Raw genomic sequence first — 22834 nt, forward strand, 5'->3', positions numbered from 1 at the left:
TCCCTCCTATTCCTTTAGTATAGCCGATAAAGAAAGTCTCTTTCAATATGAAAGAGACTTTCTTTTATCCACTATTTGCGGATAACCTTACTAATTAAGGTTTAAACTTATTGATTCTTAGTAGTTGAATTATCTGCTAATGTAGCTGTTTTCGTCATTTTTTGGCCGTTGCGATAGAATGTAACTTCTACTTTCTCGCCTACTTTTTTCTTTTCATATAAATATTTGCGGAATTGAAGTGAATTTTCTACTTTTTGGCCATCTAATGCTACTACAATATCATATTGCTCTAAACCAGCTTTTTCAGCCGGTGATATTGGGTAAATTTTACCTAATACAACGCCATTTGTTACCTCTTTCGGTACTTTCAATTGATTTACTGCATAAGCTTGCACATCTTCTAATGAAACAACACCTACGCCAAGTGCTGGACGTTTCACTACACCATCTTTTTCAAGTGATTCAATGACTGGTTTCGCAATATTAATTGGGATTGCAAAACCAATTCCCTCTACTGATTGCTGAGCTATTTTACTTGAATTGATACCAATTACCTCACCGTTTTGGTTAAATAATGCACCACCACTGTTACCTGGGTTAATCGCTGCATCTGTTTGAATAACTTGTGCTTGCCAATCTGGTCGTTTATCCCCATCAATATCAACTGGAATTTCACGTTCTTTACTACTAATAATACCTTCCGTTACACTTCCATCAAATCCTAACGGGTTACCGATGGCAATTGCTTTCTCACCAGCACGGATTTTACTTGAGTCGCCTAAACTTGCAACTTTATTCACATTAGCCCCATCAATTTCTACAACAGCTAAGTCTAACCAAGGGTCCTTCCCCACTAATTTCGCATCAACTTGCTTTTCATTGCTTAGTTTAACAGCAAGTTTATTCGCACCATCTACTACATGGTTGTTTGTTACAATATATGCTTTATTTCCTGCTTTTTTATAAATAACACCTGATCCTGTACCAGCTGTTTGCTCTTGACCTGTCGGTTGCATTGCAAATGGATCTACACTTTGTTGCATATTAATAACACCTACAACAACATCTTTCGCCCCTTCAATCATACCAGGTAAATCAGTTTCATTTTTCGCTTTATTTACAACTGGAACTACAGTACCTTCTACTTTTGAATCCGAACTAAATGATGATACTGGCGCTCCATTATTTTGAGCCCATGGCATATATGGTGCTGCAAAACTAATCGAAACCGCTCCGACTACAGCCCCCACTAAACCTGTGAAGAAATAGCCTTTTTTACTACCTGATTTTCTCACTTCTCTCGTCTCACTATGCTCTTCATTTAAATTTGGTCCGTCGTAATATCCCATGTTTTATTTCCCCTCTCTGGTGAATTCGTATTTTCAGTATAGTCACGTTTTGTGTCCTTCTTGTGAACTCATCGTGAAATCTAATTAAAAAAATACTCCTATCTAACATTGTAGACAAAAAAAGTATTTTTTGTACATTCTACCTTCAAAAGAGAGTATAAAATCGCCATTTCCCTAGGCTAAATTACACAAATCGTTCTAGATTATTCTTCAAATTTATAACCAACTCGAATAACAGTACCGATATGCTTCGCTTTATCTCCTAGCTTATTTCGAAGTTTTTTAATATGGGTATCAACCGTTCTGTCATCACCGTAATAGTCATATCCCCATAACTGGTCTAATAAATGTTGACGTGATAACACAATTCCTTTGTTCTCCATTAAATAAACGAGAAGTTCAAATTCTTTATGTGTCAATATAATTTCTTCTCCATCTACTAAAACAGTTCTAGATAGACGATTCACTTCTATTCCAGCTAAAGACATAGCATTTTCTTCCGCTACTCCTACCGCACCATCCGCACGTTTCAATAACGTCTTTGCACGAGCTACTAATACTTTCGGGCTAAATGGTTTCGTTACATACTCATCTGCACCTAATTCAAAACCTAGCAATGTATCATCCTCATCCGAACGTGCTGTCAACATAATAATTGGTACTGCTGATTCTTTTCTAATTCTTCTACAAACAGACCATCCATCTATTTCCGGTAACATAATATCTAACATAATTAAATCAATTTCATGCTCTGCAAATAACTCTAACGCTTTTTTTCCATCTTCTGCTTCGATTACTTCAAAACCTTCATTACGAAAATAATCACTAACAATTTCACGTAATCTTCTTTCATCTTCAACAAGCAATACTGTTTTATTCATATAATCTATCCCGCCTTTTTACTCTTTCAATCGAATAATACGTTGATTGGAGCTTCCGCGAAATGGAAGTGTTAAATCTTTTTTCTCAATTTCAAACCTTCCATCGACTAAAACATCCCCATAATGTAACAACTCTATCATATCATTATTTTGAGAACTCTGTATCTCTTCTAACGTATAACCTGTATACATCCATAGGTTTTTTTTCAAATCTTTCACGATTTTTGCTACCTTTTTCACTTCAGCAGCTTGAAAAAATGGATCTCCACCTGAAAATGTTACATCAGTTAATGGATTACTTGCAATCTCTTTCACAATTTCTTCTACTGTCATTTCCGTTCCATTGCAAATATTCCACGATTTCGGATTATGGCAACCAACGCAACGATGCGGACAGCCCGCAAAAAACACGACTGTCCGCAATCCTTCTCCATCTACTACACTATCATGAATAATATTCATCACTTTCATTTATGTTTCACCCGATCTATCTCTTCACTACGTTTCGCACTATTCCACTTCGACATATCTCCTACAAGATAGCCTGTTATACGGCGAATTCTTTCTATATTAGCCTCATCTTTATTCCCGCAACTTGGACATTCATTCCCAATAACCCCGTGATAACTACAGCACTTACAACGGTCAACAGGATGATTAATTGAACCGTATCCAACGCCATGTTCTGCCATGGCTTGTACAATTTGTTTTAATGCCTTTTTGTTATGCATTGCTGCTCCATCTAGTTCAATATAAGTAATGTGTCCTCCATTACAGAGAGCGTGGAACGGGCCTTCTAAACGGATTTTATTTATAGCTTGAATGTTATAATAAACTGGAATATGGAATGAATTCGTATAGTAATTATGGTTCGTTATACCATTAATTTCACCAAATTCTTCTCTATCTTTTTTCACAAACTTCCCTGATAATCCTTCTGCTGGAGTTGCAATTACTGAGAAATTCAGTTGATGTTCTTCTGTCGCTTTATCCATTCTATCTCTCATAAAGGAAATAATTTCATACCCAAGTTTCCATGATTCTCCATCTTCCCCATGATGCTTTCCTGTTAAAGCTACTAAACATTCCGCAAGACCGATAAAACCAATACTTAACGTCCCTTGTTTTAAAATCGAGGCTACGGAGTCTTCAGGCTGCAACGTTTCTCCACCACGCCATACACCTTGTGAATATAAAAACTGAAAATCTCTTGCTCGTTTCGTACATTGATACGCATATCTTTCTAATAGCTGCTTAATTCCTAAATCTAAATAATAGTTTAGCGCTTCAAAAAACGCTTCTTTTGAACCACTAATTAACGCTAATTTCACTAAATTAATAGACGTAAATGATAAATTCCCTCTACCAATCGCTGTTTCTTCTCCATGTATATTAGACATAACACGGGTACGACATCCCATGTAACATACTTCACTTTCCGGTCTTCCATCATAATGTACTGCATTAAACGGAGCATCTAAAAATGAAAAGTTAGGGAACAATCGTTCAGCCGTTGTCTCTAATGCTAATTCAAATAAATCGTAGTTCGGATCACTTTCTTCAAAATTTACACCTTTTTTCATCTTGAAAATTTGAATCGGAAAAATCGGTGTCTCTCCTTTACCAAGTCCAGCTTGTGTCGCTTTTAAAAGTTGTTTAATTAACATTCTTCCTTCTTTTGATGTATCTGTTCCATAATTAATAGAAATAAATGGTACTTGTCCTCCGCCCCTACTATGCATACTATTCGAATTATGAACGAAAGCCTCACACGCTTGATACGTATCATTTTCCGTTTCTTTCCATGCAAATTCCTCTATTTGTTCTTTCGTAAGCGGATATGATTGTAATCGTTTTTTATGTCTCTCAATTGTTTTTCGTACATAAGGTGCTAAATCAATATCAAAGAGTGCAAACGATTGACCACCATGCTGCATATTTTGATTCGCTTGAAAAATAATAGACGAAAGAGCCAATGCACTTTTAATGTCTTGCGGTTGTCTCATATGTCCATGTCCAGTATGAAAACCGTTAGCAAGCATTTGCGCTAACGGAATTTGTGAACAAGTCGTCGTTCCTGTCGCATAAAAATCTAAATCATGTGGATATAATATATTTTCATTTATCGCTTTTTTCACTTGATCTGACAATAAATTCTCAACAGCATAATATTTTGCACTCTCAGATGCGAACGTTCCCATTACGCCCATTGGAGAGCGGCCGTCTACATTTGCATTTTCTTGCATTAAATCTTGTTCATTGCCGTGGACTATTGTCTCGAACACTTTCATTAATTCTTCTTCTCCACGTGTATTATTTTGTAACATTTATAACCCTCCACCAATATGTTGTTATCTTTTGATTAAAATGTTACTACATATAGTCTTACTGTTTCTGTGAGAAATGTAACATTACTGTGAAATTTTTTTCACGAAATAATGAATTTTTCATTTACAAAAAAGAAATGTGCTCTTTACAAATGTATGGTACAATATACGGGAAAAACTCTTTTTACCCTTTATCAACACATTTGAATAAAGGAGACTGAACTTATGGTTACTACATATCTTTTATTTATCGTTGCCTACTTACTTGGCTCGATTCCATTTGCACTAGTTGTTGGAAAAATCGGCTACGGAATCGATATTCGTGAGCACGGGAGCGGTAATCTAGGCGGAACAAACACATTCCGCACATTAGGGAAAAAAGCAGGTTTTACCGTTACAATTGCTGACATTTTAAAAGGGACATTAGCAACAAGTCTACCAATGATTTTCGGATTAGATATTCATCCACTATGGTTCGGGTTAGCGGCTGTTCTTGGACATGTCTATCCAATCTTCGCGAAATTCCGCGGTGGTAAAGCAGTTGCAACTTCTGCTGGGGTGCTATTATGCTATTCACCAGTTGTTTTTGCAATATTGGCTGTTGTATTTTTCACCCTTTTATTTACAACAAGATACGTATCACTTTCTTCTATGGTAACAGCAGTTGTTGCTGTTATTGCATCCATTGTTAGCGGGGATAAAATCTTCATTATTGCGATGTGTTTATTAGCAGGTATGGTTATTTATAAACACCGTGCAAATATCGGACGAATTATAAATAAAACTGAACCAAAAGCAAACTTTTCAAAAAAGCAAAAATAAGATCGTAACCCACATAACGCAAAAAGAAAACGTGAAGCATATTAATAGCGTCTTTTTGCGTTATTTTTTATACTAAAGAAAAAGCAACATAATTTGGAGGAACTATACATGAATCTTTCCGTAACAAAAGAAGCAGCACAATGGTATAAAAATGAATTAAACTTACAATCAAATGAAACACTACGCTTTTTCGTACAATACGGTGGTTGCAGTACTGTGCAAAAAGGACTTTCTTTAGGGATTCGTAAAGATGATCCTGCACATCCTGCTGTTCAAGTTCAAGAAGAAGGTATTAACTTCTTTATTGAAGGCGATGATGAATGGTTCTTCGATGGACATAATTTATCTGTTACACTTAACGAAGGTGACGACTTCCCACAATTTAATTATGAAAAATAAAAAAACGTGGCTTCTGCCACGCTTTTTTATTTTTTCTTAATTTCCTCATATTTCGCATACCACTCAGGATATAACTTTTTAAATGATACAGGGCGGAACCCTTCTTTTTTCGCACAAATATTCGTCGTACTTGCAGTAATACAAAGTTCACCATCACCATTATATATTTCATATCCATATACAACGCGAAGTGGGCTCACAGTATCTACCCATGTTTTTACGATTGCTTTTTCTCCGTAACGCATCGCTTTACGGTATGAAATTTGTAAATCTAACACAGGAGAAATAATTCCTTCTTTCTCCATTTCAACATATGAAAAACCTAAATCTTGTATAAGTTTCGTGCGACCTAACTCAAGCCACACTAAGTAGTTTGAATGGTAAACAACACCCATTTGATCTGTTTCCGCATAACGGATTTCAACTTCATGTTCTGCTACAAACATATGTATATTCGCCGTTGCCATAAACTTATAAAAATCTATAATTTTTGTTTATTTCCCTGTTCTACGTGTCCGATTTCACAGAAGCTACTTTCGTTTGATGTAACACTCCGAGGGCGTAAATTCGGATACAACGAATCCTACATATTAGCCGTAACTTTTTTAGATGTTAACTGGCTAATTCATACCGTGACAAATTGATAGCCGCATTTAAATCCCTATCCATTTCGTGACCACAAGTGCATTTGTATACACGGTCAGAAAGTTTTAGTTCTTTGTTAATGCTTCCACAACTGGAACACATTTTTGAAGAAGGATACCATGTATCAGCTTCTACAAATTCAATACCATATTTTTCACACTTGTATTGAATTTGTCTTTTGAACTCATATAAACACTGCTTCGCAATCGCTTTAGCTAGGTATCTATTCTTCAGCAGACCTTTCATATGCAACGTCTCCATCACAATGCGAAATGGCTTGGTTTTCACAATTTCGCTCGTGGATTGATGAAGATGATTCTTTCTGATATTTGATAACCTTCTATGTAGTTGTCGTATCTCTTTCTCGATTTTTATAATATTGCTTGTTTTGACAAAACGGTTTCCCTCCTTATTCATTTCATATTTACGAGAAACTTGACGTTGCAACCTACGAAGGCGTTTCTCTACCTGTCTTACCATTTTTGTTTTGTTGATATTGTTCTTCCTCTGCCCATCAGAACAATATGCTAATTCTTTGATTCCAATATCTATTCCTAACGAAACAGCCGTTAATTTCTCTTTTGTAAACTCCTGTTCAATACCGACAGACAAATACCAATACTTACCGTCAAAGCTAACGCGTGGATTAGAGTACTTAACCCCTACAGGTAACTTTTCGGATGTTTTTACCCAACCAACTTTCTCAATCAAAACTTGTTTTTCTTTTACTTTTAACTTGACATTATCATTGTAAAAAGAGAGTTTTGCTTTCCTTCTGCTTTTGAATCGTGGTTTATCAGCCAGTCCCTTGAAAAATCGCTTATATGCTTCACAAGCATCTTTAATCGCTTGTTTGGCTATATTATTTGAAACATCGTACAACCAAGCATATTCTTCAGACTGCTTTAATACAGTTAATTCTTTCCGTAAAAAAACGTCTGATATGAACTTTCCGCCATTCTTGTAATTCTCTTCTTGCTTCGCCAGTGTCCAATTATAAGCCCATCTTGCCGTACCAACAGATTTCCAAAGTTGCAATTCTTGTTCTTTATTCGGCTTGATTCTCACTTTCTTCGCAAGCATCATTTTCCAGCAACCCCTTAACCATCTTCTTAGCTTATTTTCCCTTGAAGATGGCAACTAGTTTGTTCTATCCTACCTGCCTTTTTTTGCAAAATCACCAATTGAATATACTTTCATATTTTTCATCCCATGAAACTACTTTACTCCGGCGACAATTTTTCATCTACAAATATTTTATCACTAATTATATATTTTTGTAGATATACACTAACTGTTTCTTCCCTTCTTTCACTTCTGCTACCTTGCATACATTTAATCATAATACAGTGACATCAAAAATAAAATAAAAATAGTGAATCTTTTCCCGAAAGGAGCAAGCATATGATTCAAATTGTAACGGTTCGTAGCGGTGATAGCGTATATAGCTTGGCATCAAAATATGGATCAACACCTGACGAAATAGTAAAAGACAATGGACTAAATCCCGCTGAAACGCTCGTTGTTGGTCAGGCACTTATCGTTAATACGAAAGGAAATAATTATTATGTACAGCCTGGTGACAGCCTCTATCGGATTTCTCAAACATATAATGTCCCCCTCGCTAGTTTAGCTAAAGTTAATAATTTATCTTTAAAATCTATTCTCCATGTCGGACAACAATTATATGTACCAAAAGGCACAAAACGAGCTGTAGAATCCATCGCTTATTTACAACCTTCCACTATACCGATTAAAGAGAGTTTAGTTAATGCTACACGTGCCATCAATCCATTTTTAACATATTTAGCTTATTTTAGTTTTGAGGCAAAAAGAGATGGCACATTAAAAGAACCTACTGAAACAGCTAAAATTGCTAATATTGCAACGCAAGGGCAAACAATCCCTATGCTCGTTATTACAAATATTGAAAATGGTAATTTCAGTGCCGATCTAACATCGGTTATTTTACGCGACGCAACGATTCAAAACAAATTTATTACTAACATTTTGCAAACAGCTGAAAAATATGGCATGCGAGACATTCATTTCGATTTCGAGAGTGTAGCACCCGAAGACCGCGAGGCGTATAATCGCTTTTTACGAAATGTAAAAACACGCTTACCTAGCGGGTACACATTAAGCACAACTCTCGTACCGAAAACAAGTTCAAATCAAAAGGGAAAATTTTTCGAAGCCCATGATTATAAAGCGCAAGGGCAAATTGTTGATTTCGTCGTCATTATGACATATGACTGGGGTTGGCAGGGCGGGCCACCAATGGCAATCTCTCCTATCGGTCCTGTAAAAGAAGTACTTCAATACGCAAAATCTCAAATGCCTCCCCAAAAAATTATGATGGGGCAAAACTTATACGGATTCGATTGGAAACTTCCGTTCAAACAAGGGAATCCACCAGCAAAAGCAGTTAGCTCTGTCGCAGCTGTTGCACTTGCTCGTAAATATAATGTTCCTATCCGCTATGATTTCACAGCTCAAGCTCCACATTTTAATTACTTTGACGAAAATGGCGTACAACATGAAGTTTGGTTTGAAGATGCGAGGTCTATTCAAAGTAAATTCAATTTAATGAAAGAGCAGGGCATTGGCGGTATTAGTTATTGGAAGATTGGCTTGCCATTTCCACAAAATTGGCGTTTACTTGTTGAAAACTTTACGATTACGAAAAAGGGCTGACAAAAGTCAGCCCTTTTTGTACATTTTGTTAAGATTCATCTTTGATTTCACTTTTTAATGAGTCAATACTTTCTAAACGTCTTTGATTTTTTGCTTCAATAGCAGCACGATCTTTTTCATTAGAAAGTTCCGCTGTTTCTTTTGCTTCATTAAAGTTATCAACTGTATTTTGCACCATTTCTTGTAACTTTTCAGCGTTGTCACTTCGATTATCTGGATTTGGCATGTACTTCCCTCCTAATATTGTATATACACACCATCTTAAATTACCTATCTTTCCTCAAATTTATACATAAAAAAGGAGAATGTAATATTCTCCTTTTCTTTAACCATTATCAACAATCGGTTGTTTACCTGTTTGATCTTGCATTTGCTTTCCTTTATTTCCACCAGCTTTTTTTGATTGTGTTCCAATATGATTCGGTGCAAAATCTTTTGAATTTTTTTTCGGATTACCCATTACTATCGCCTCCTTAATACTAGTATCGTACTAGTGTTAAGAATTATTCAGCTTGCTTAAAAAGTTTCATTTCATAACGTTTTTCAATGCGCTCTTCAATGCGATCAATTGCCTCACGATCGCTTAATAATTGTTGTTTATTTTCATTTACAAGTTCTTCAAACGATTTACGGCGACTTCTTCTCATGTTGTTCACCCTCTCTCCTTCGCTTTCTTATTACATAGTATGAGCAAACAAAAAACTCTTTAATCAGATTTGCAAGAAAATTTTATGTTTTAGTACTCCTAAAAAAACTCCGTGTACAATATATTGCACACGGAGTTTTTTATACCATAATATTTAAATACTCTTTCAACTTTTCATCTGCATTCATTTCATTTTCTTTATAATCATGAAGCGCCTGTAATACAAAATCATACTGCTCTAAAATATAACTTTCTAATTTCATAACATCCTCTAAGCTATTAAGCATAATTCTCGTATTACCAGCTTCACTTTTTAACGCCGGTTCACATTTTAAACTTGTACATATTTCTTTCACATCTTCTTCTAATATCTCTGTTAATACATATTTCTTTCGCCCTTTTACCTTTAATCTCATAACTGGATAAAAAGCTTTTATATCTAAATAACTTCCTACGTTCATACAACGTAGCCATTCTACATTACGTTTATTACATGCAAGTATTTCTTTCACCGCTTCATATACCGCAGTTTCATCAAGCATAGCCTTATTTACTTTTCGTTTCCCTTCTTCTTCAATAGCTGCACACTTTTGATAAACAGCAGCACACGTAATGCAATCGTCAAATGCATTATGAGAGCTTAAACGAATTCCAAGCATTCGTTTTAACGTTTCAAGTTTATGATTAGGCGCATGCTTCATGTATTTCTTTGCTAAAAATACAGTATCAATTACTTTATTTTTAGGTTCAGGCAACCCAAGCATATTTACATTACTTTTCAAAAAGCGCATATCAAAAGAAGCATTATGGGCCACAATAACATTTGTATGTAAAAATGCTAAAAATAAAGGTAACACTTCTTCAATCGTCGGTGCATCTGAAACGCGATAATTAGTAATACCTGTTAAACTCGTTATTCGGTCCGGAATTGGCCGCTCTGGATTCACGTATGAAACAAATTGATCTACTAATTCATGATTACGATATTTCACTGCTGCAACTTGAATAATTTTATCATTATAAGGGTTAAATCCTGTTGTTTCAAAATCAATTACAACATAATCTAACGGTAAGGATACATTCCCCACTCCATACACTCCTTTATCTCTAAACGGTTATATTTCTTACATCATATCATGAAGTGATTACTACTTGAAAAAGAAAAGGCAGAAATGGGAACTCTCCATCTCTACCTTTTCACCATTATTTTAATTTAGCAACTCTTTTCTCCATCTCTTTTTGTGTCATCGGCCCAATAAACTTATCTTGAATGACACCTTTTGTATCTATAAAATACGAAGTTGGAATCGTAATTACTTTATAAGCTGTTGTCACATCAATGTTCTTGTCCAATAAAATAGGAAAAGTAATTCCTTTTTCTTTAGCAAAATTGCTTACCTTCTCTTCCCCCCCACCTTTTTCTGAAGGCGTATAATTGACCGCTAAAATTTCTACGTTCTCTTTATGTTCTTTATAGAAAGCCTCCATATCAGGCATTTCTTGCTGACATGGTCCACACCACGTAGCCCAAAAGTTTAAAATTACTTTCTTTCCTTTTAAATCCGATAACTTTACATTTGTCCCATCTAACTTCGTTAATGTAAAGTCCGGTGCACTCTTCCCTATCTCAATACCATTCCTTGCGATAATCTCTTTCATCGCAGCTTCACTTTTTTCTTGCTTCACTTTTACCGCCTGCTCTTTATAACCAAACTGTTCATAAGCTGCATATCCCGCTAAACAAAGTAACACTACAATAATCGTAAGCTTCCGCCACATTTTATATCACCCTAACGTATTATCTTCTTTTAACACATTCATCAAAATACTATATACCTTATTTTAGCTTATACGGACAAGCTTGGAAATATTCACATTCTAAATAATCAGAATTTTTATAACTAAGATGAAATATTTACCTTTTAATCATATAATTAGAAATACATAGAACATTTTACAATGAAAGGAGCTCTCATGAATTTATTTAAAAAAATACTTCTATATATTCTTAGTTTTATATTTTCCCCAATCGGAATTATCACATGGATTATCTCACTATTTAGTAAAGATCCTGAAAAAAAACAGTTGGACATATTTGTCTCTATATCGCATTAATCTCATTTATCCTTTTGGCAGGCCTCGGCATTATTACTTTTTTCACGATGACTACCATTACTACTATAGAATAGCTATAGAAAGGATGATTGTTTTGGGAGAACACCCTATCACCAAAGAGCTACGCTATATACGAATATGCTTAGTTATTTTAGTAATCGTTCTTTTATTTTTCAACAGTGAAAAAGTCGTTGAAATTTCTACAAATCATGATTCCATAGAAAATGTTCCCACCAGTAATATGACACAAATCGCGGAAAATACATTCGCTATTCAAGAATATAATCCATTACTAAGTAGCGAACATACAATTAAGATTTTCAAATATAATCCAGATACAAATCAACTTACTCTCGTCAAAGAAGTTAATTCTAGTGATTCGAATTCTTATACTTATCAACTTAATGAGACCGAATAAAGTGAAACTTTAATCAGCCCTCACCAATCGGGCTGCCCGGCAAATAGCGGAATAAAGATAAGAGCATTACATATCTCTTATCTTTTTGTTTGCAACTCTTTGTACAATGAGTTGCAATTTAATAATTCTCTAGGATTCCCACATTCCACAATAGTCCCATTCTTTATGACAACAACACAATCTGCTATCATCGCTCTCTCTACATCATGTGTTGCCACAATTCTCGTTACATCTCTTCCTATCCCTTCAATCATATTCCAAACCAGTTCTTGATTGCCCGGATCTAACCCAGCCGTCGGTTCATCTAAAATAATAAGAGTTGGATTTGATACAATCGCGCGCAATAATGCAAGACGTTTTCTTTCGCCTCCCGAAAACTCTTCACCGCTTTTATGTAGCACAGTTTGACTCCCTTCAGGTAACCCTCTAATAATCGGCGTTGCATTTATAAGTTCACTATTTTTTTCTAACTGATTTTCTAAACCCTCTTCCCCGAAATACATATTCTCTGTTACCGTCGTTCGGAAAAAACGTGGTTCTTGCCACACTGTAGTCATACGAGCTTCATTACCATAATAAGCAATGCTACCGTTAGATGGTTTATACAAGCCCGTTATTAACTTTAAAAGCGTTGTTTTTCCTGCACCGCTTTCTCCCACAATCATAACGAGTTCACCAGGACGAATTTGCAAATCAATATTATGAATTCTGCATTTCTCTTCGTCATTCTCCTGAAATGAAACATTTGTTATCCTGATCCCCATCGCTCTTTCTACATTGCTATCTGCTGCTCGTTTATTTAAAAAGCAAAAAGCTCTATTTGCCGAAGCGACTGCAACTTGTGTCATTATTAATAAATCGCCCACATAACGGACAGGGAAAAAGAGCATCTCAATTGTCGCTAACACTGCAATGAGTGAACCAACTTCTATTTCTCCCCTCATTATTTTTTGTGCACCTATAATGAGAACAACAATATATGCTCCTGTTTCAATCACCGTTCCAACTACTCCAATGCAATGTTGCATCATCGTCTTCTTTACTTCTGATTTATACGATTGTGCCGTTACTTCTTTAAATAAGCGAATTGCCCATTTTTCTTTTTGTAAACTCCGCAAATCTTGTATCCCCTTTACAAACTGTGACACCATCTCTACAACACTTGAGTGATTTTTTTGAGAAACGCTTGCAATATCTCTTACCTTTTCTCCCATCAGTATTGGAACAATTGTACTTAAAAATAAAAACGGAGTTACCCACAATATAAACTGTATATCTATATGTTGTAGTGCTATGAAAGCTCCAATAAATTGGGCAATAGCGTGTATATATTCTATTAATATAGAGCCATATAATCTGACCCAGTTCGGAATATCAGACACGACCAAAGTTTCTAACTCTCCTTGCTTAATCTTCTCACTCTCTTCAAACGGTAATGAGAAATAGTGACGCAATAATTCTATACGTTTCGTTTGTAATATACGTTGACTCGCTTTTGAACTTATATAATCAAATAAAAGATTGTTCGCCCACATTAAAAAGTGACTACCCGCAAACAAAGCTATATATACATACGCACCTTTTAGCTCCCTTTGAATAAGATTGTCTACAATTAATCCCATGAAAATTGGGCGGGATAAATTTAAAATGGCAGCAATTATCCCACTACATACAGCTGCTATTACTAATATTTTTTCTTTCTGTAACGGTAACAAAATTCTTTTATATTCTTTCATGACGTTTCCTCCATTTTTCGTAGTAAAAAAGAAAGGGATGAAACCATATGGTTTCATCCCTTTCCATAAAATAAGGAAGCTAACTATTGTTAGCTTCCTTATTATTCATTTCAATTATTTAGTTCGACACTTTAGACTCTTCAATTTTCTCACGAAGAACCATTTGCAGAATACCACCGTGACGGTAGTAGTCAATTTCTACTTCACTATCGAAACGAGCTACTACTTCAAATTGTTTTTCATTGCCATCTGCATCAGTTGCAACTACTTTCACAAGATCGCGTGGTCTAACTGTTTTGTCGATTTGAATTTCAAATGACTCGTTACCAACAAGACCTAACGTTTCAGCACTTTCGCCATCTTTAAATTGAAGTGGTAGTACACCCATTAACACTAAGTTACTGCGGTGAATACGCTCAAAGCTTTCTGCAATTACTGCTTTAATACCTAGTAAGTTTGTTCCTTTCGCAGCCCAGTCACGAGAACTTCCCATACCGTAATCTTTACCAGCAACAACTAGAAGACCTGTGCCATCTTCTTTATATTTCATAGCAGCATCATAGATAGATGTTACTTCACCAGTTGGCCAATATGTTGTATATCCGCCTTCTGTTCCTGGTGCGATTTGGTTTTTAATACGGATGTTCGCGAATGTACCACGCATCATAACTTCATGGTTACCACGACGAGAACCGTAAGAGTTAAAGTCAACTGGTTGTACGCCGTTTTCTAATAAGTAGCGTCCAGCTGGTGTATGCTTACCGATTGAACCTGCTGGTGAAATGTGGTCTGTCGTTACAGAGTCACCAAATTTACCAACTACGCGTAGGCCTGATAATGTTTCAACTTCACCTGGCTCTTTAGATAAACCTTCAAAGAATGGTGGGTTTTGAATGTATGTTGAATCATTATCCCAAGTATATAAAGCTTCGTTTGAAGTTTGGATTTCATTCCAACGCTCATTGCTGTTAAATACTTGTGCATATTCTTTCTTGAACAGTTCAGATGTAACAACACTTTGAACTACATCTTCAATTTCTTTAGCTGATGGCCAAATATCGTTGAAGTAAACAGCATTGCCATTTGCATCTTTACCGATTTCATCATTTTTCAGGTCAATATCAACAGTACCTGCAAGTGCATATGCCACAACTAGTGGTGGTGATGCTAAGTAGTTTGCTTTTACAAGTGGGTGGATACGCCCTTCAAAGTTACGGTTACCAGATAAAACAGATGTTACTAATAAGTCGTTTGCTGCGATTGCTTCTTCTAATTCTGGCGCTAATGGACCAGAGTTACCGATACAAGTCGTACAACCGTAACCAACTGTTTGGAAACCTAATTGATCTAAATATGTTGTTAAACCAGACTTATCTAAGTACTCAGTAACAACTTTAGATCCTGGTGCTAATGATGTTTTTACATACTCAGGTACTACAAGTCCTTTTTCAATTGCTTTCTTCGCAACTAGACCTGCTCCAATTAATACGTATGGGTTTGATGTATTTGTACAGCTTGTAATTGCAGCGATTGCAATTGCACCTGTTTTCATCGTTACTTCTTTATCTTCTAATGTAACCTTCACTTCTTTATCGAACTCTTGCTCATTAAATCCAAGTCCTTGTGTTCCAACTGGTGCTAAAACAGCTTTGTGGAACGCATCTTTCATATCTGAAAGTGGAATTAAATCTTGTGGGCGTTTCGGTCCAGAAAGGTTAGATTCGATTGTATTTAAATCAATTTCTACAAGATCAGTGTAGATTGGATCTTTACTGTCTGCTGTATAGAATAAACCGTTCGCTTTACAGTATTCTTCAACAACGCGAATTTGTTCTTCATCTCTACCTGTTAAACGTAAGTATTCTAATGAAATATCATCGATTGGGAAGAATCCACAAGTTGCGCCGTATTCTGGTGCCATATTTGAAATTGTTGCACGGTCAGCTAAAGGCATGCTCTTTAGTCCATTACCGAAGAACTCAACGAATTTACCAACTACACCTTTTTGACGTAATACTTGCGTTACTTTTAAGGCAACGTCAGTTGCTGTTGTACCACTTGGAAGTGTACCCGTTAATTTCACACCGATTACTTCAGGTACTGGGAAGTATGAAGGCTGTCCAAGCATTCCTGCTTCTGCTTCAATACCACCAACACCCCATCCAAGAACGCCGATACCATTAATCATTGTTGTATGTGAGTCTGTTCCAACTAATGAATCTGGGTATGCAACTAAGTCACCTTCAGCATTTTTCACAGCATGAACAACTGGTGCTAAATATTCAAGGTTTACTTGGTGTACAATACCTGTAGCTGGTGGAACTGCACGATAGTTATCAAATGATTTTTGTGCCCAGCTTAAAAATTTATAACGTTCTTCATTACGTTTAAACTCTAAGTCCATGTTGAATGCAAGCGCGTCTGCCGTACCCGCTCTATCAACCTGTACAGAGTGATCAATTACAAGGTCTACAGTAATTTCTGGATTGATTTTATCAGGATCTCCACCCATGTCTGCCATTGCTTTACGAAGCGAAGCCAAATCAACAACAGCTGGTACACCAGTGAAATCTTGTAAAATTACACGAGATGGTTTAAATGGAACATCGATATCTTGCACATCTTTCGTTCCCCATTTCGCTAAATTTGTAACATGCTCTTCTGTAATTACACGTCCGTCTACTTGACGAAGTACTGATTCAAGTAAAACTTTCACGGAATATGGTAATTGAGATACGTTGCCAACCCCTGCATTTTCAAGCGCTTTCAAATCATAATAATGATACGTTTTTCCATCTACTTCAAAAGTTGCACGTGATTGAAATGGATTATGTTTGACCATTATGTTTCCCCCCTGTTAAACGTGACTAAGTTGTCTGAATATAAAATGTAGACAAACTTTTCAATACCTTACGATAATATCTTATTACAACTTTCTAAATAAGTAAATAATAAGAAACTTATAGATTATCATAAGTTTTCTTTATGTTTCTAAATTTGAATAGTGTTCATGCTCCTTATGAATACTATTACCATAAAGTAAAGTGCTCTATTAGCGCTTTACTTATAGTTCATACACACTATGAACTGCTCATCATTCAACATACAAAAAAATGTTATAGAGGTGAAATAAAATGGGTAAAAGAAAAGCAAATCATACTATTTCAGGAATGAATGCAGCATCCGCACAAGGACAAGGTACTGGTTATAACGAAGAGTTTGCAAATGAAAACTTAACTCCTGCAGAAAGACAAAATAATAAGAAACGCAAAAAGAACCAGTAACGAAAAATCCCAAAAGGAACATTCACCTTTTGGGATTTTTTCTAATGTTTATAACGTAACAATTCTGAAACCGTTACAAATCGATAGCCTTGTTTTTTTAGCTCAGGTAAAATTTTGGCTAGTGCTGCTACCGTTTGACTACGATCATTTCCTCCATCATGTAACAATACAATATCGCCACTTTTAGCATTTTTCACTACATGATTTACGATAGATTCCACCCCTGGATTTGCCCAATCACGTGGGTCTTGATGCCACGACCATAGAACGGTTTGATAACCTGCTTCTTTTGCTGTTTTAAATACAGCATCGTTAATATATCCACCAGGAGGACGGAATAGCAACGGTTCTTTCACCCATTTTTCGAAAAATTTCTTTCCATCCAAAATATCTTTTTTTAATTTTTCATCTGATGAACTATTTGCATATAAATGATTCATCGTATGATTTCCAATCTCATGTCCCTCTTTTAACACTTGTTTCACTAAATATGGATTGCGCTGAACTCGAAATCCAATCATAAAAAATGTCGCTTCAGCCTTATATTGACGTAATAAATGTAAAACTTGTGGTGTATATGTTGGATCTGGTCCATCATCAAATGTAATGGCAATAATTTTTTCATTATTAGGTACTTCCCACGTTACATAGCCAGTTGGTTCTAGCTCTTTTCTGAGCAACATTTTCGCTTCCACTTTTTCAACTTGAAATATATGTACTGCGCATAATAAAGAAAAAACGAATAGAAAAATTTTCTGTTTTCGCATAATGTTCATTAAAGTAAATTAGGTTGTCAAATACACAACAACCTAATTTACTTTTCTAATTGATCTACATTTCGCATTATATTTTGGAGATTATTTTCATATTGCTCAAGTTGTGGACGTTGTGTTTCTGAAGCTACCTCTAGTGCATTTTGAATTTGTTCATATGCTTCCTGAACCTCTTGGCGTAATTCTTTTAAATCATGACCGTAGTTTGGATCATTTTTCACAATGTTGTTAAATGCATTTTCTGCTTGTGTAACGCCTTGCTGCGCTGCTTGAAACGCTTGTTGTTTATCTTTATGATATGGCATTATATAATCCCCTTTCTGTAATAGTTAGTCCCAATTATCTTTACCTTTTTTTCTAAAAACATTCTCGTATAAATTTGCAAACTTCTCTCATTCTAAAAAGGAAGAGGAGGTGTCACATACAATGGGAAAAAACAATCGTGAAGCGAAAGAAAAAAAAGGACAACCTGAACCATTAAGCGGATCTCATAAAGTAAAAAACCGTAACCATTCACGCCAAAAACATCATGCGCATCATGATATGTAAAACAAAAAGTGCACACTAGCTATCTTTTCCACATACAATGTTTATATTTTTCCATTTATTCTTCACCCCTAATTCATTCATGCATAACATAGTATGAATTGAGATTTTACGGAGGGTGTCTTACATGGGCAAGAAAAAGAAGGATTGTCTTTTTCATGTTGATGGTTTCGAAGAATGGATGGATCAGTTTTGTTCTGACTCTTGTAGTAACTTTAGTTTCCCAAATCAAATTCATATTGACCTTTGCGAAACTGAACAAGAATACATTTTGGAAACAGATGTACCAAATGCCAATGAACAAAATGTAGTCATTAAAAAGATGGAGACAGGCCTAACCATTTGCATACTTCATAAAAACATTTCTTTGCAGCGAACTATCCCTTTACCCGCTAATGTTATTTATAAGAAGATGCTAGCCTGCTTAGAGAATGGTTTTTTGGCCATTCATATTTCCAAAAATGAAGTTGCTGATAAACATGAAAAGAAAGTTCTTTTTTCAAATTAAGAGTTAATATAATACAAACATAAGCCCCAGTTGGTACTGGGGCTTATGTTATTTCGCATGCATTTCTATATTAGAATTTCTATCATACCTTTTTTTCAATAAACCTTTTGTAACTAAAAGCACAGGAAATGCCACAGTTGAGAATGTAGCTAATGCTGAAAATACTGCAAACCCATTTTGGTACCCGTAGTAATCGAGAAGTACTCCTCCAAACCACGGACCTATTACTGCTCCAATTCCCGAAAAGCCCATCGCACCGAAGTATGTTCCTTTTAGATGCGCAACAGCAATATCATCAATAAATACATCCGTCATCGAAAACATTAAGACTTCTCCAATTGTAAAAATAATTGTACAAACGGCAGCACCTAGCATGGATTCTACTATTCCAAAGCCAAATAATCCCCCACTCACAAATAAAGCCCCCACCATAATTGATGTTAACGGTGTATACTTTTTACAAATTTGAATAACAGGGTATTGAATTACGACTACAACAATCGCATTTAAAGCTAGCATATATGAAAATAATTTCACTCCATCCTGAAATATATGTGCATTTGCAAAATATTGAGATACTGTTGTCGTTAAATGTGAAAAACCACAATTACTCAAAATAATACCAACTAGTGCAACTAAAAATACGACATCCTTTCGCAAAATACGAATTGCCTTTAACATTGTGACAGGCTTTTCTGTATTTACTTTCTTTTTTTCAATCGGATACTTCTTAAATTGGAACGCTAATATAGCTGTATATAAAATGTATACTCCAGCTGCTACTAAAAACGGAATTGTTGATTTTGCGCTTCCAATCTGTAACCCGACAAGTGGGCCAATCGCTACTCCAACATTGATTGCACCGTAACGCAAATTATATACGAGTAAACGATACTCAGGTTTCGTTAAATCTGATAATAACGCTCTTGATGTTGGCTCAAAAAATGACCTACATAATCCATTCAAAGCATTTAATAAAAAGAAACTTAAAACATGATCTGCAAGTGAAAAACCAATGAATACAAAGACCCAAACGATCATGGACCATATTATAATCATATTTCGACCGAATCGATCTGATAAATTCCCTCCGATAAAACTAGCAAACACTCCAACAAGTGCACTCGTTCCGATAATAGCACCTGTCATTCCAGCTGATACACCTTTCACAGTCGTTAAATAAATTGCTAAAAAAGGAATACTCATTGACGTGGCAAACCTCGCAAATAAAGTCCCTATTATAATTGTCATTCCTAACGGATGAATATTTTGCAACTTCCCCTTCATCTTAAAAACCTACTCTCCCTGTTCTTACATAAAAAAAGAAAGCAAAGGATCTGCTTTCTTTTCCCTTTTTATACTTGCGCTGTTGATACCCGCGCTGTTCTCGTTATATCCATATCTATGCCATATGTAAACTGTAATTCTTTACAAACATCTTTAATTAATATTGCAACATTATACTTCTCATTAAATTGTAAAACGATGTTCTCCACTTCTTCATATGTATACTTATATTCGCCTGTAATGACACTTTTTAGATCAAAGCATTCGTTAATACAAAGTTGTACAAGTAGCTGGTCATATTTCTCTATTACATCTTCTTTCTTCCAAAGTAACTCTTTTACATATAACCGATCAAACTTCACACTTTCTCGATTACACTCCGTTAAAATCCGGGTCATTTCATTTAATTCTCGATACAATTCAGAAATATTTTTGCTTAAACTAAGCAGTTTATCTACGCCATTTTCATATAACATATTTATTCCACCCCCGCATTTTCTTCTTATTATAGCAAGAAAATTCTAAAAATAGTTTCTTTCTTCTGAAATATTAGGAAACTAATTTCAATTGCTTTACAATGAAACTAGTTAATGCGAGAGGAGAAAGAAAATTGGAGCACAAATTATATTACACTGACGCTTATAAGCAAGACTTTACTACTAAAATTATAAAGCAAGATTATGATAAAAACGGTAACTTATACGTTGTTTTGAATGAAACAGCATTTTATCCGACAGGTGGCGGACAACCATATGATACTGGTACATTAAATGATATCAATGTAATCAATGTAGAAGAGATAAACGGAGAAATTCGTCACTACATCGCAGAACAATTACATACAGAAGACGTAGAAGGTAAAATTAATTGGGAGCGCCGTTTTGATCATATGCAGCAACATGCGGCTCAGCACATTTTATCTGCTGCTTTTTGGGACCATTTTAACATACCTACGATTGGATTCCATCTTGGTAAAGAAACGGTAACAATCGATTTAGAAACAGAAAATCTGCATACAGAAACAGTTGAAAAAGCAGTACAAATTGCAAACAAAATTGTTTTTGAAAACCATCCAATCCGTATAGAGTGGATGAACTTAGAAGAAGCGAAAACATTACCTCTTCGTAAAGAACCGAATATAACAGAAAATATACGCGTTGTTATTATCGAAAATTACGACTACAACGGCTGTGGTGGAACCCATCCGAAACGCACTGGTGAAGTTGGTCTTATTCAAGTACTAGGATGGGAGCGCAATAAAGGTGGTATACGCTTAACCTTTATCGCTGGTTGGCGTACACTTAAATTAATGGGGCAACAGCAACAAATTATGAAAGATGTTTCCAAACAATTAAACAGTAGCGAAACTGATATCCCAGCAAAAGTGGCACAGCTTCTTACCTCTCAAAAGGAAAACGAAAAAACAACACAAACAATGAATGAAAAATTATTATTTGCAGAGGCAAATGAATTACTGCAACAGCCCACCGAAATACATGCTGGGTTACTTATTTCTAAAGCATTTACAGATCGTTCTATGCAAGAAATTGCAAAAATATCAGCTATCATTACAGAACAACAAGAGCATGCAATTACGTATTTCGTTATTGAAAATGATGACAAACTACAATGTATTCTCGCTTGCGGAAAAACAGTAACGCTCGATATGAATGCTCTTTTAAAAGATGCTCTTCCTACAATTGAAGGAAAAGGTGGCGGAAATAAAAAGAGTGCACGCGGCGGCGGAAAAGCGGTTATGAACGGGGACGAGTTTTTAAATCAGCTTGTTTCTTCTTTACAGTCAGCAGTGTAAAACATGTTTATGAAGGATAGCTAACGGCTATCCTTCAACTATATTTACAGGCCTATATGTTGTTTCAACCCTTGATAACTTCCTGCATTTGCAAAACCGCCACTTATAAGATTGATAAAAGTTTCCGAAAAACCATAATAACTTAATTCGTTAATCGGTACCATTTGCACATCATGAATCGGATTATGATCGAACTCGTTAGAAGGTAGTGTAATTTCACCTTCAATCCTTTCAAGCAGAAACGTAATATGTAACAAAGATGGACTAGCATCTGGTTTATCACAAACATAGAGTAGCTTCTTAATTTTAACTTCTAATCCTGTTTCTTCTCTCATTTCTCGAATCATCGCTTCTTCTAACGTTTCACCATTCTCTACCCTTCCTCCAGGTAAAGACCAATCGCGATTAGCCACTTTTTGCTTTACTAGCAATACTTTTTCATCTTCAATTAAAATTCCCGTAACACGAACTTGCATTATATTTTCTATATATAACCTCCTCTTCCCATTATATTTACACATTAATCCTTCCATAAAAAGAACGTATGTTTTATAATTAAAGAAAATTATGGAAGAAAGTAGTTGTTAC

General features: G+C 35.5%; 26 protein-coding genes and 1 pseudogene. 9 read left to right on the top strand and 18 right to left on the bottom strand.

The window, feature by feature from the left end; genetic code table 11:
- Positions 1–107: 107 nt before the first annotated feature.
- From ACXKY9_RS17385 to ACXKY9_RS17400, 4 genes are all read right to left on the bottom strand, one after another.
- Entirely contained in the window at positions 108–1349 is a 1242-nt protein-coding gene (locus ACXKY9_RS17385) for a S1C family serine protease (RefSeq protein ID WP_000542647.1), read from the bottom strand.
- Between the two features lie 203 nt (positions 1350–1552).
- Positions 1553–2230 carry a response regulator transcription factor gene (locus ACXKY9_RS17390; protein WP_001044679.1) on the bottom strand — a complete coding sequence of 226 codons (678 nt, stop codon included), beginning with the start codon at positions 2228–2230 and terminating at the stop codon, positions 1553–1555.
- A gap of 18 nt (positions 2231–2248) precedes the next feature.
- Complete coding sequence (gene nrdG / locus ACXKY9_RS17395; protein ID WP_000867078.1) at positions 2249–2701, bottom strand: anaerobic ribonucleoside-triphosphate reductase activating protein; 453 nt, start codon at positions 2699–2701, stop codon at positions 2249–2251.
- Entirely contained in the window at positions 2698–4557 is a 1860-nt protein-coding gene (locus ACXKY9_RS17400; protein ID WP_000940073.1) for an anaerobic ribonucleoside triphosphate reductase, read from the bottom strand. The genes nrdG and ACXKY9_RS17400 overlap by 4 nt, the downstream gene beginning before the upstream one ends.
- Positions 4558–4782: 225 nt before the next feature.
- Between ACXKY9_RS17400 and plsY the strand changes: the two genes are divergently transcribed.
- Both plsY and ACXKY9_RS17410 read left to right on the top strand, forming a co-directional pair.
- Positions 4783–5379: a glycerol-3-phosphate 1-O-acyltransferase PlsY gene (plsY, locus tag ACXKY9_RS17405; RefSeq protein WP_000258974.1), complete on the top strand. Its 597-nt coding sequence runs from the start codon at positions 4783–4785 to the stop codon at positions 5377–5379.
- Positions 5380–5487: 108 nt separating this feature from the next.
- On the top strand, positions 5488–5778 hold the full coding sequence (locus ACXKY9_RS17410; protein WP_001054454.1) for a HesB/YadR/YfhF family protein: 291 nt from the start codon (positions 5488–5490) through the stop codon (positions 5776–5778).
- A 26-nt stretch (positions 5779–5804) separates the two neighbouring features.
- Here the strand turns inward: ACXKY9_RS17410 and ACXKY9_RS17415 are convergent, their stop codons facing one another.
- On the bottom strand, positions 5805–6224 hold the full coding sequence (locus ACXKY9_RS17415; protein WP_000495812.1) for an acyl-CoA thioesterase: 420 nt from the start codon (positions 6222–6224) through the stop codon (positions 5805–5807).
- A gap of 166 nt (positions 6225–6390) precedes the next feature.
- Positions 6391–7509, bottom strand: a complete 1119-nt coding sequence (locus ACXKY9_RS17420) for an RNA-guided endonuclease InsQ/TnpB family protein (protein WP_000978853.1) — start codon at positions 7507–7509, stop codon at positions 6391–6393.
- A gap of 318 nt (positions 7510–7827) precedes the next feature.
- On the opposite strand from ACXKY9_RS17420, the gene ACXKY9_RS17425 reads away from it, so the two are divergent.
- Complete coding sequence (locus ACXKY9_RS17425) at positions 7828–9120, top strand: glycoside hydrolase family 18 protein (RefSeq protein WP_000614862.1); 1293 nt, start codon at positions 7828–7830, stop codon at positions 9118–9120.
- A gap of 28 nt (positions 9121–9148) precedes the next feature.
- Here the strand turns inward: ACXKY9_RS17425 and tlp are convergent, their stop codons facing one another.
- The 5 genes from tlp to ACXKY9_RS17450 form a co-directional block, all read right to left on the bottom strand.
- Positions 9149–9346: a small acid-soluble spore protein Tlp gene (gene tlp, locus ACXKY9_RS17430; protein WP_001133511.1), complete on the bottom strand. Its 198-nt coding sequence runs from the start codon at positions 9344–9346 to the stop codon at positions 9149–9151.
- A 99-nt stretch (positions 9347–9445) separates the two neighbouring features.
- Positions 9446–9580 carry an acid-soluble spore protein SspN gene (gene sspN, locus ACXKY9_RS17435; protein WP_000527987.1) on the bottom strand — a complete coding sequence of 45 codons (135 nt, stop codon included), beginning with the start codon at positions 9578–9580 and terminating at the stop codon, positions 9446–9448.
- Between the two features lie 43 nt (positions 9581–9623).
- A complete protein-coding gene (locus ACXKY9_RS17440) occupies positions 9624–9767 on the bottom strand; it encodes an FbpB family small basic protein (RefSeq protein ID WP_001254703.1) in 144 nt (47 codons plus the stop codon).
- A 139-nt stretch (positions 9768–9906) separates the two neighbouring features.
- Entirely contained in the window at positions 9907–10854 is a 948-nt protein-coding gene (locus tag ACXKY9_RS17445; RefSeq protein WP_000528753.1) for a 3'-5' exonuclease, read from the bottom strand.
- Positions 10855–10969: 115 nt separating this feature from the next.
- Complete coding sequence (locus tag ACXKY9_RS17450) at positions 10970–11545, bottom strand: redoxin domain-containing protein (protein WP_000269087.1); 576 nt, start codon at positions 11543–11545, stop codon at positions 10970–10972.
- Between the two features lie 195 nt (positions 11546–11740).
- Here ACXKY9_RS17450 and ACXKY9_RS17455 point away from each other — a divergent pair.
- A pseudogene (locus ACXKY9_RS17455) lies at positions 11741–11955 on the top strand (hypothetical protein).
- Positions 11956–11966: 11 nt separating this feature from the next.
- Entirely contained in the window at positions 11967–12299 is a 333-nt protein-coding gene (locus tag ACXKY9_RS17460; protein ID WP_074595727.1) for a YmzC family protein, read from the top strand.
- Between the two features lie 77 nt (positions 12300–12376).
- On the opposite strand, the gene ACXKY9_RS17465 is transcribed toward ACXKY9_RS17460, so the two are convergent.
- A complete protein-coding gene (locus tag ACXKY9_RS17465) occupies positions 12377–14035 on the bottom strand; it encodes an ABC transporter ATP-binding protein (protein WP_000666360.1) in 1659 nt (552 codons plus the stop codon).
- Positions 14036–14153: 118 nt separating this feature from the next.
- Entirely contained in the window at positions 14154–16877 is a 2724-nt protein-coding gene (gene acnA / locus ACXKY9_RS17470) for an aconitate hydratase AcnA (RefSeq protein ID WP_000238558.1), read from the bottom strand.
- A gap of 292 nt (positions 16878–17169) precedes the next feature.
- Between acnA and sspO the strand changes: the two genes are divergently transcribed.
- Positions 17170–17319, top strand: coding sequence for a small acid-soluble spore protein SspO (gene sspO / locus ACXKY9_RS17475; protein WP_000518055.1), 150 nt, complete (start codon positions 17170–17172; stop codon positions 17317–17319).
- Between the two features lie 41 nt (positions 17320–17360).
- On the opposite strand, the gene pdaB is transcribed toward sspO, so the two are convergent.
- Together pdaB and ACXKY9_RS17485 are read right to left on the bottom strand one after the other, a co-directional pair.
- Positions 17361–18086, bottom strand: coding sequence for a polysaccharide deacetylase family sporulation protein PdaB (gene pdaB / locus ACXKY9_RS17480; protein WP_003284976.1), 726 nt, complete (start codon positions 18084–18086; stop codon positions 17361–17363).
- A 47-nt stretch (positions 18087–18133) separates the two neighbouring features.
- Positions 18134–18397, bottom strand: coding sequence for a hypothetical protein (locus ACXKY9_RS17485; RefSeq protein ID WP_001146295.1), 264 nt, complete (start codon positions 18395–18397; stop codon positions 18134–18136).
- 121 nt (positions 18398–18518) lie between these two features.
- On the opposite strand from ACXKY9_RS17485, the gene ACXKY9_RS17490 reads away from it, so the two are divergent.
- Positions 18519–18641, top strand: coding sequence for a small acid-soluble spore protein P (locus tag ACXKY9_RS17490; RefSeq protein ID WP_000517649.1), 123 nt, complete (start codon positions 18519–18521; stop codon positions 18639–18641).
- Between the two features lie 124 nt (positions 18642–18765).
- On the top strand, positions 18766–19146 hold the full coding sequence (locus tag ACXKY9_RS17495) for an Hsp20/alpha crystallin family protein (protein ID WP_000516731.1): 381 nt from the start codon (positions 18766–18768) through the stop codon (positions 19144–19146).
- A 48-nt stretch (positions 19147–19194) separates the two neighbouring features.
- Here the strand turns inward: ACXKY9_RS17495 and ACXKY9_RS17500 are convergent, their stop codons facing one another.
- Positions 19195–20433, bottom strand: coding sequence for an MDR family MFS transporter (locus ACXKY9_RS17500; RefSeq protein ID WP_000676828.1), 1239 nt, complete (start codon positions 20431–20433; stop codon positions 19195–19197).
- A gap of 68 nt (positions 20434–20501) precedes the next feature.
- Complete coding sequence (locus ACXKY9_RS17505) at positions 20502–20909, bottom strand: hypothetical protein (protein WP_000965148.1); 408 nt, start codon at positions 20907–20909, stop codon at positions 20502–20504.
- 134 nt (positions 20910–21043) lie between these two features.
- Here ACXKY9_RS17505 and ACXKY9_RS17510 point away from each other — a divergent pair, with 134 nt between their 5' ends.
- Complete coding sequence (locus ACXKY9_RS17510; protein ID WP_000400381.1) at positions 21044–22246, top strand: serine-tRNA(Ala) deacylase AlaX; 1203 nt, start codon at positions 21044–21046, stop codon at positions 22244–22246.
- 44 nt (positions 22247–22290) lie between these two features.
- On the opposite strand, the gene ACXKY9_RS17515 is transcribed toward ACXKY9_RS17510, so the two are convergent.
- Positions 22291–22779 (bottom strand): NUDIX domain-containing protein, encoded by a 489-nt coding sequence (locus ACXKY9_RS17515; RefSeq protein ID WP_003284971.1) that lies wholly within the window; start codon positions 22777–22779, stop codon positions 22291–22293.
- Positions 22780–22834: the final 55 nt, after the last annotated feature.

Source organism: Bacillus sp. 2175, from assembly GCF_057812155.1.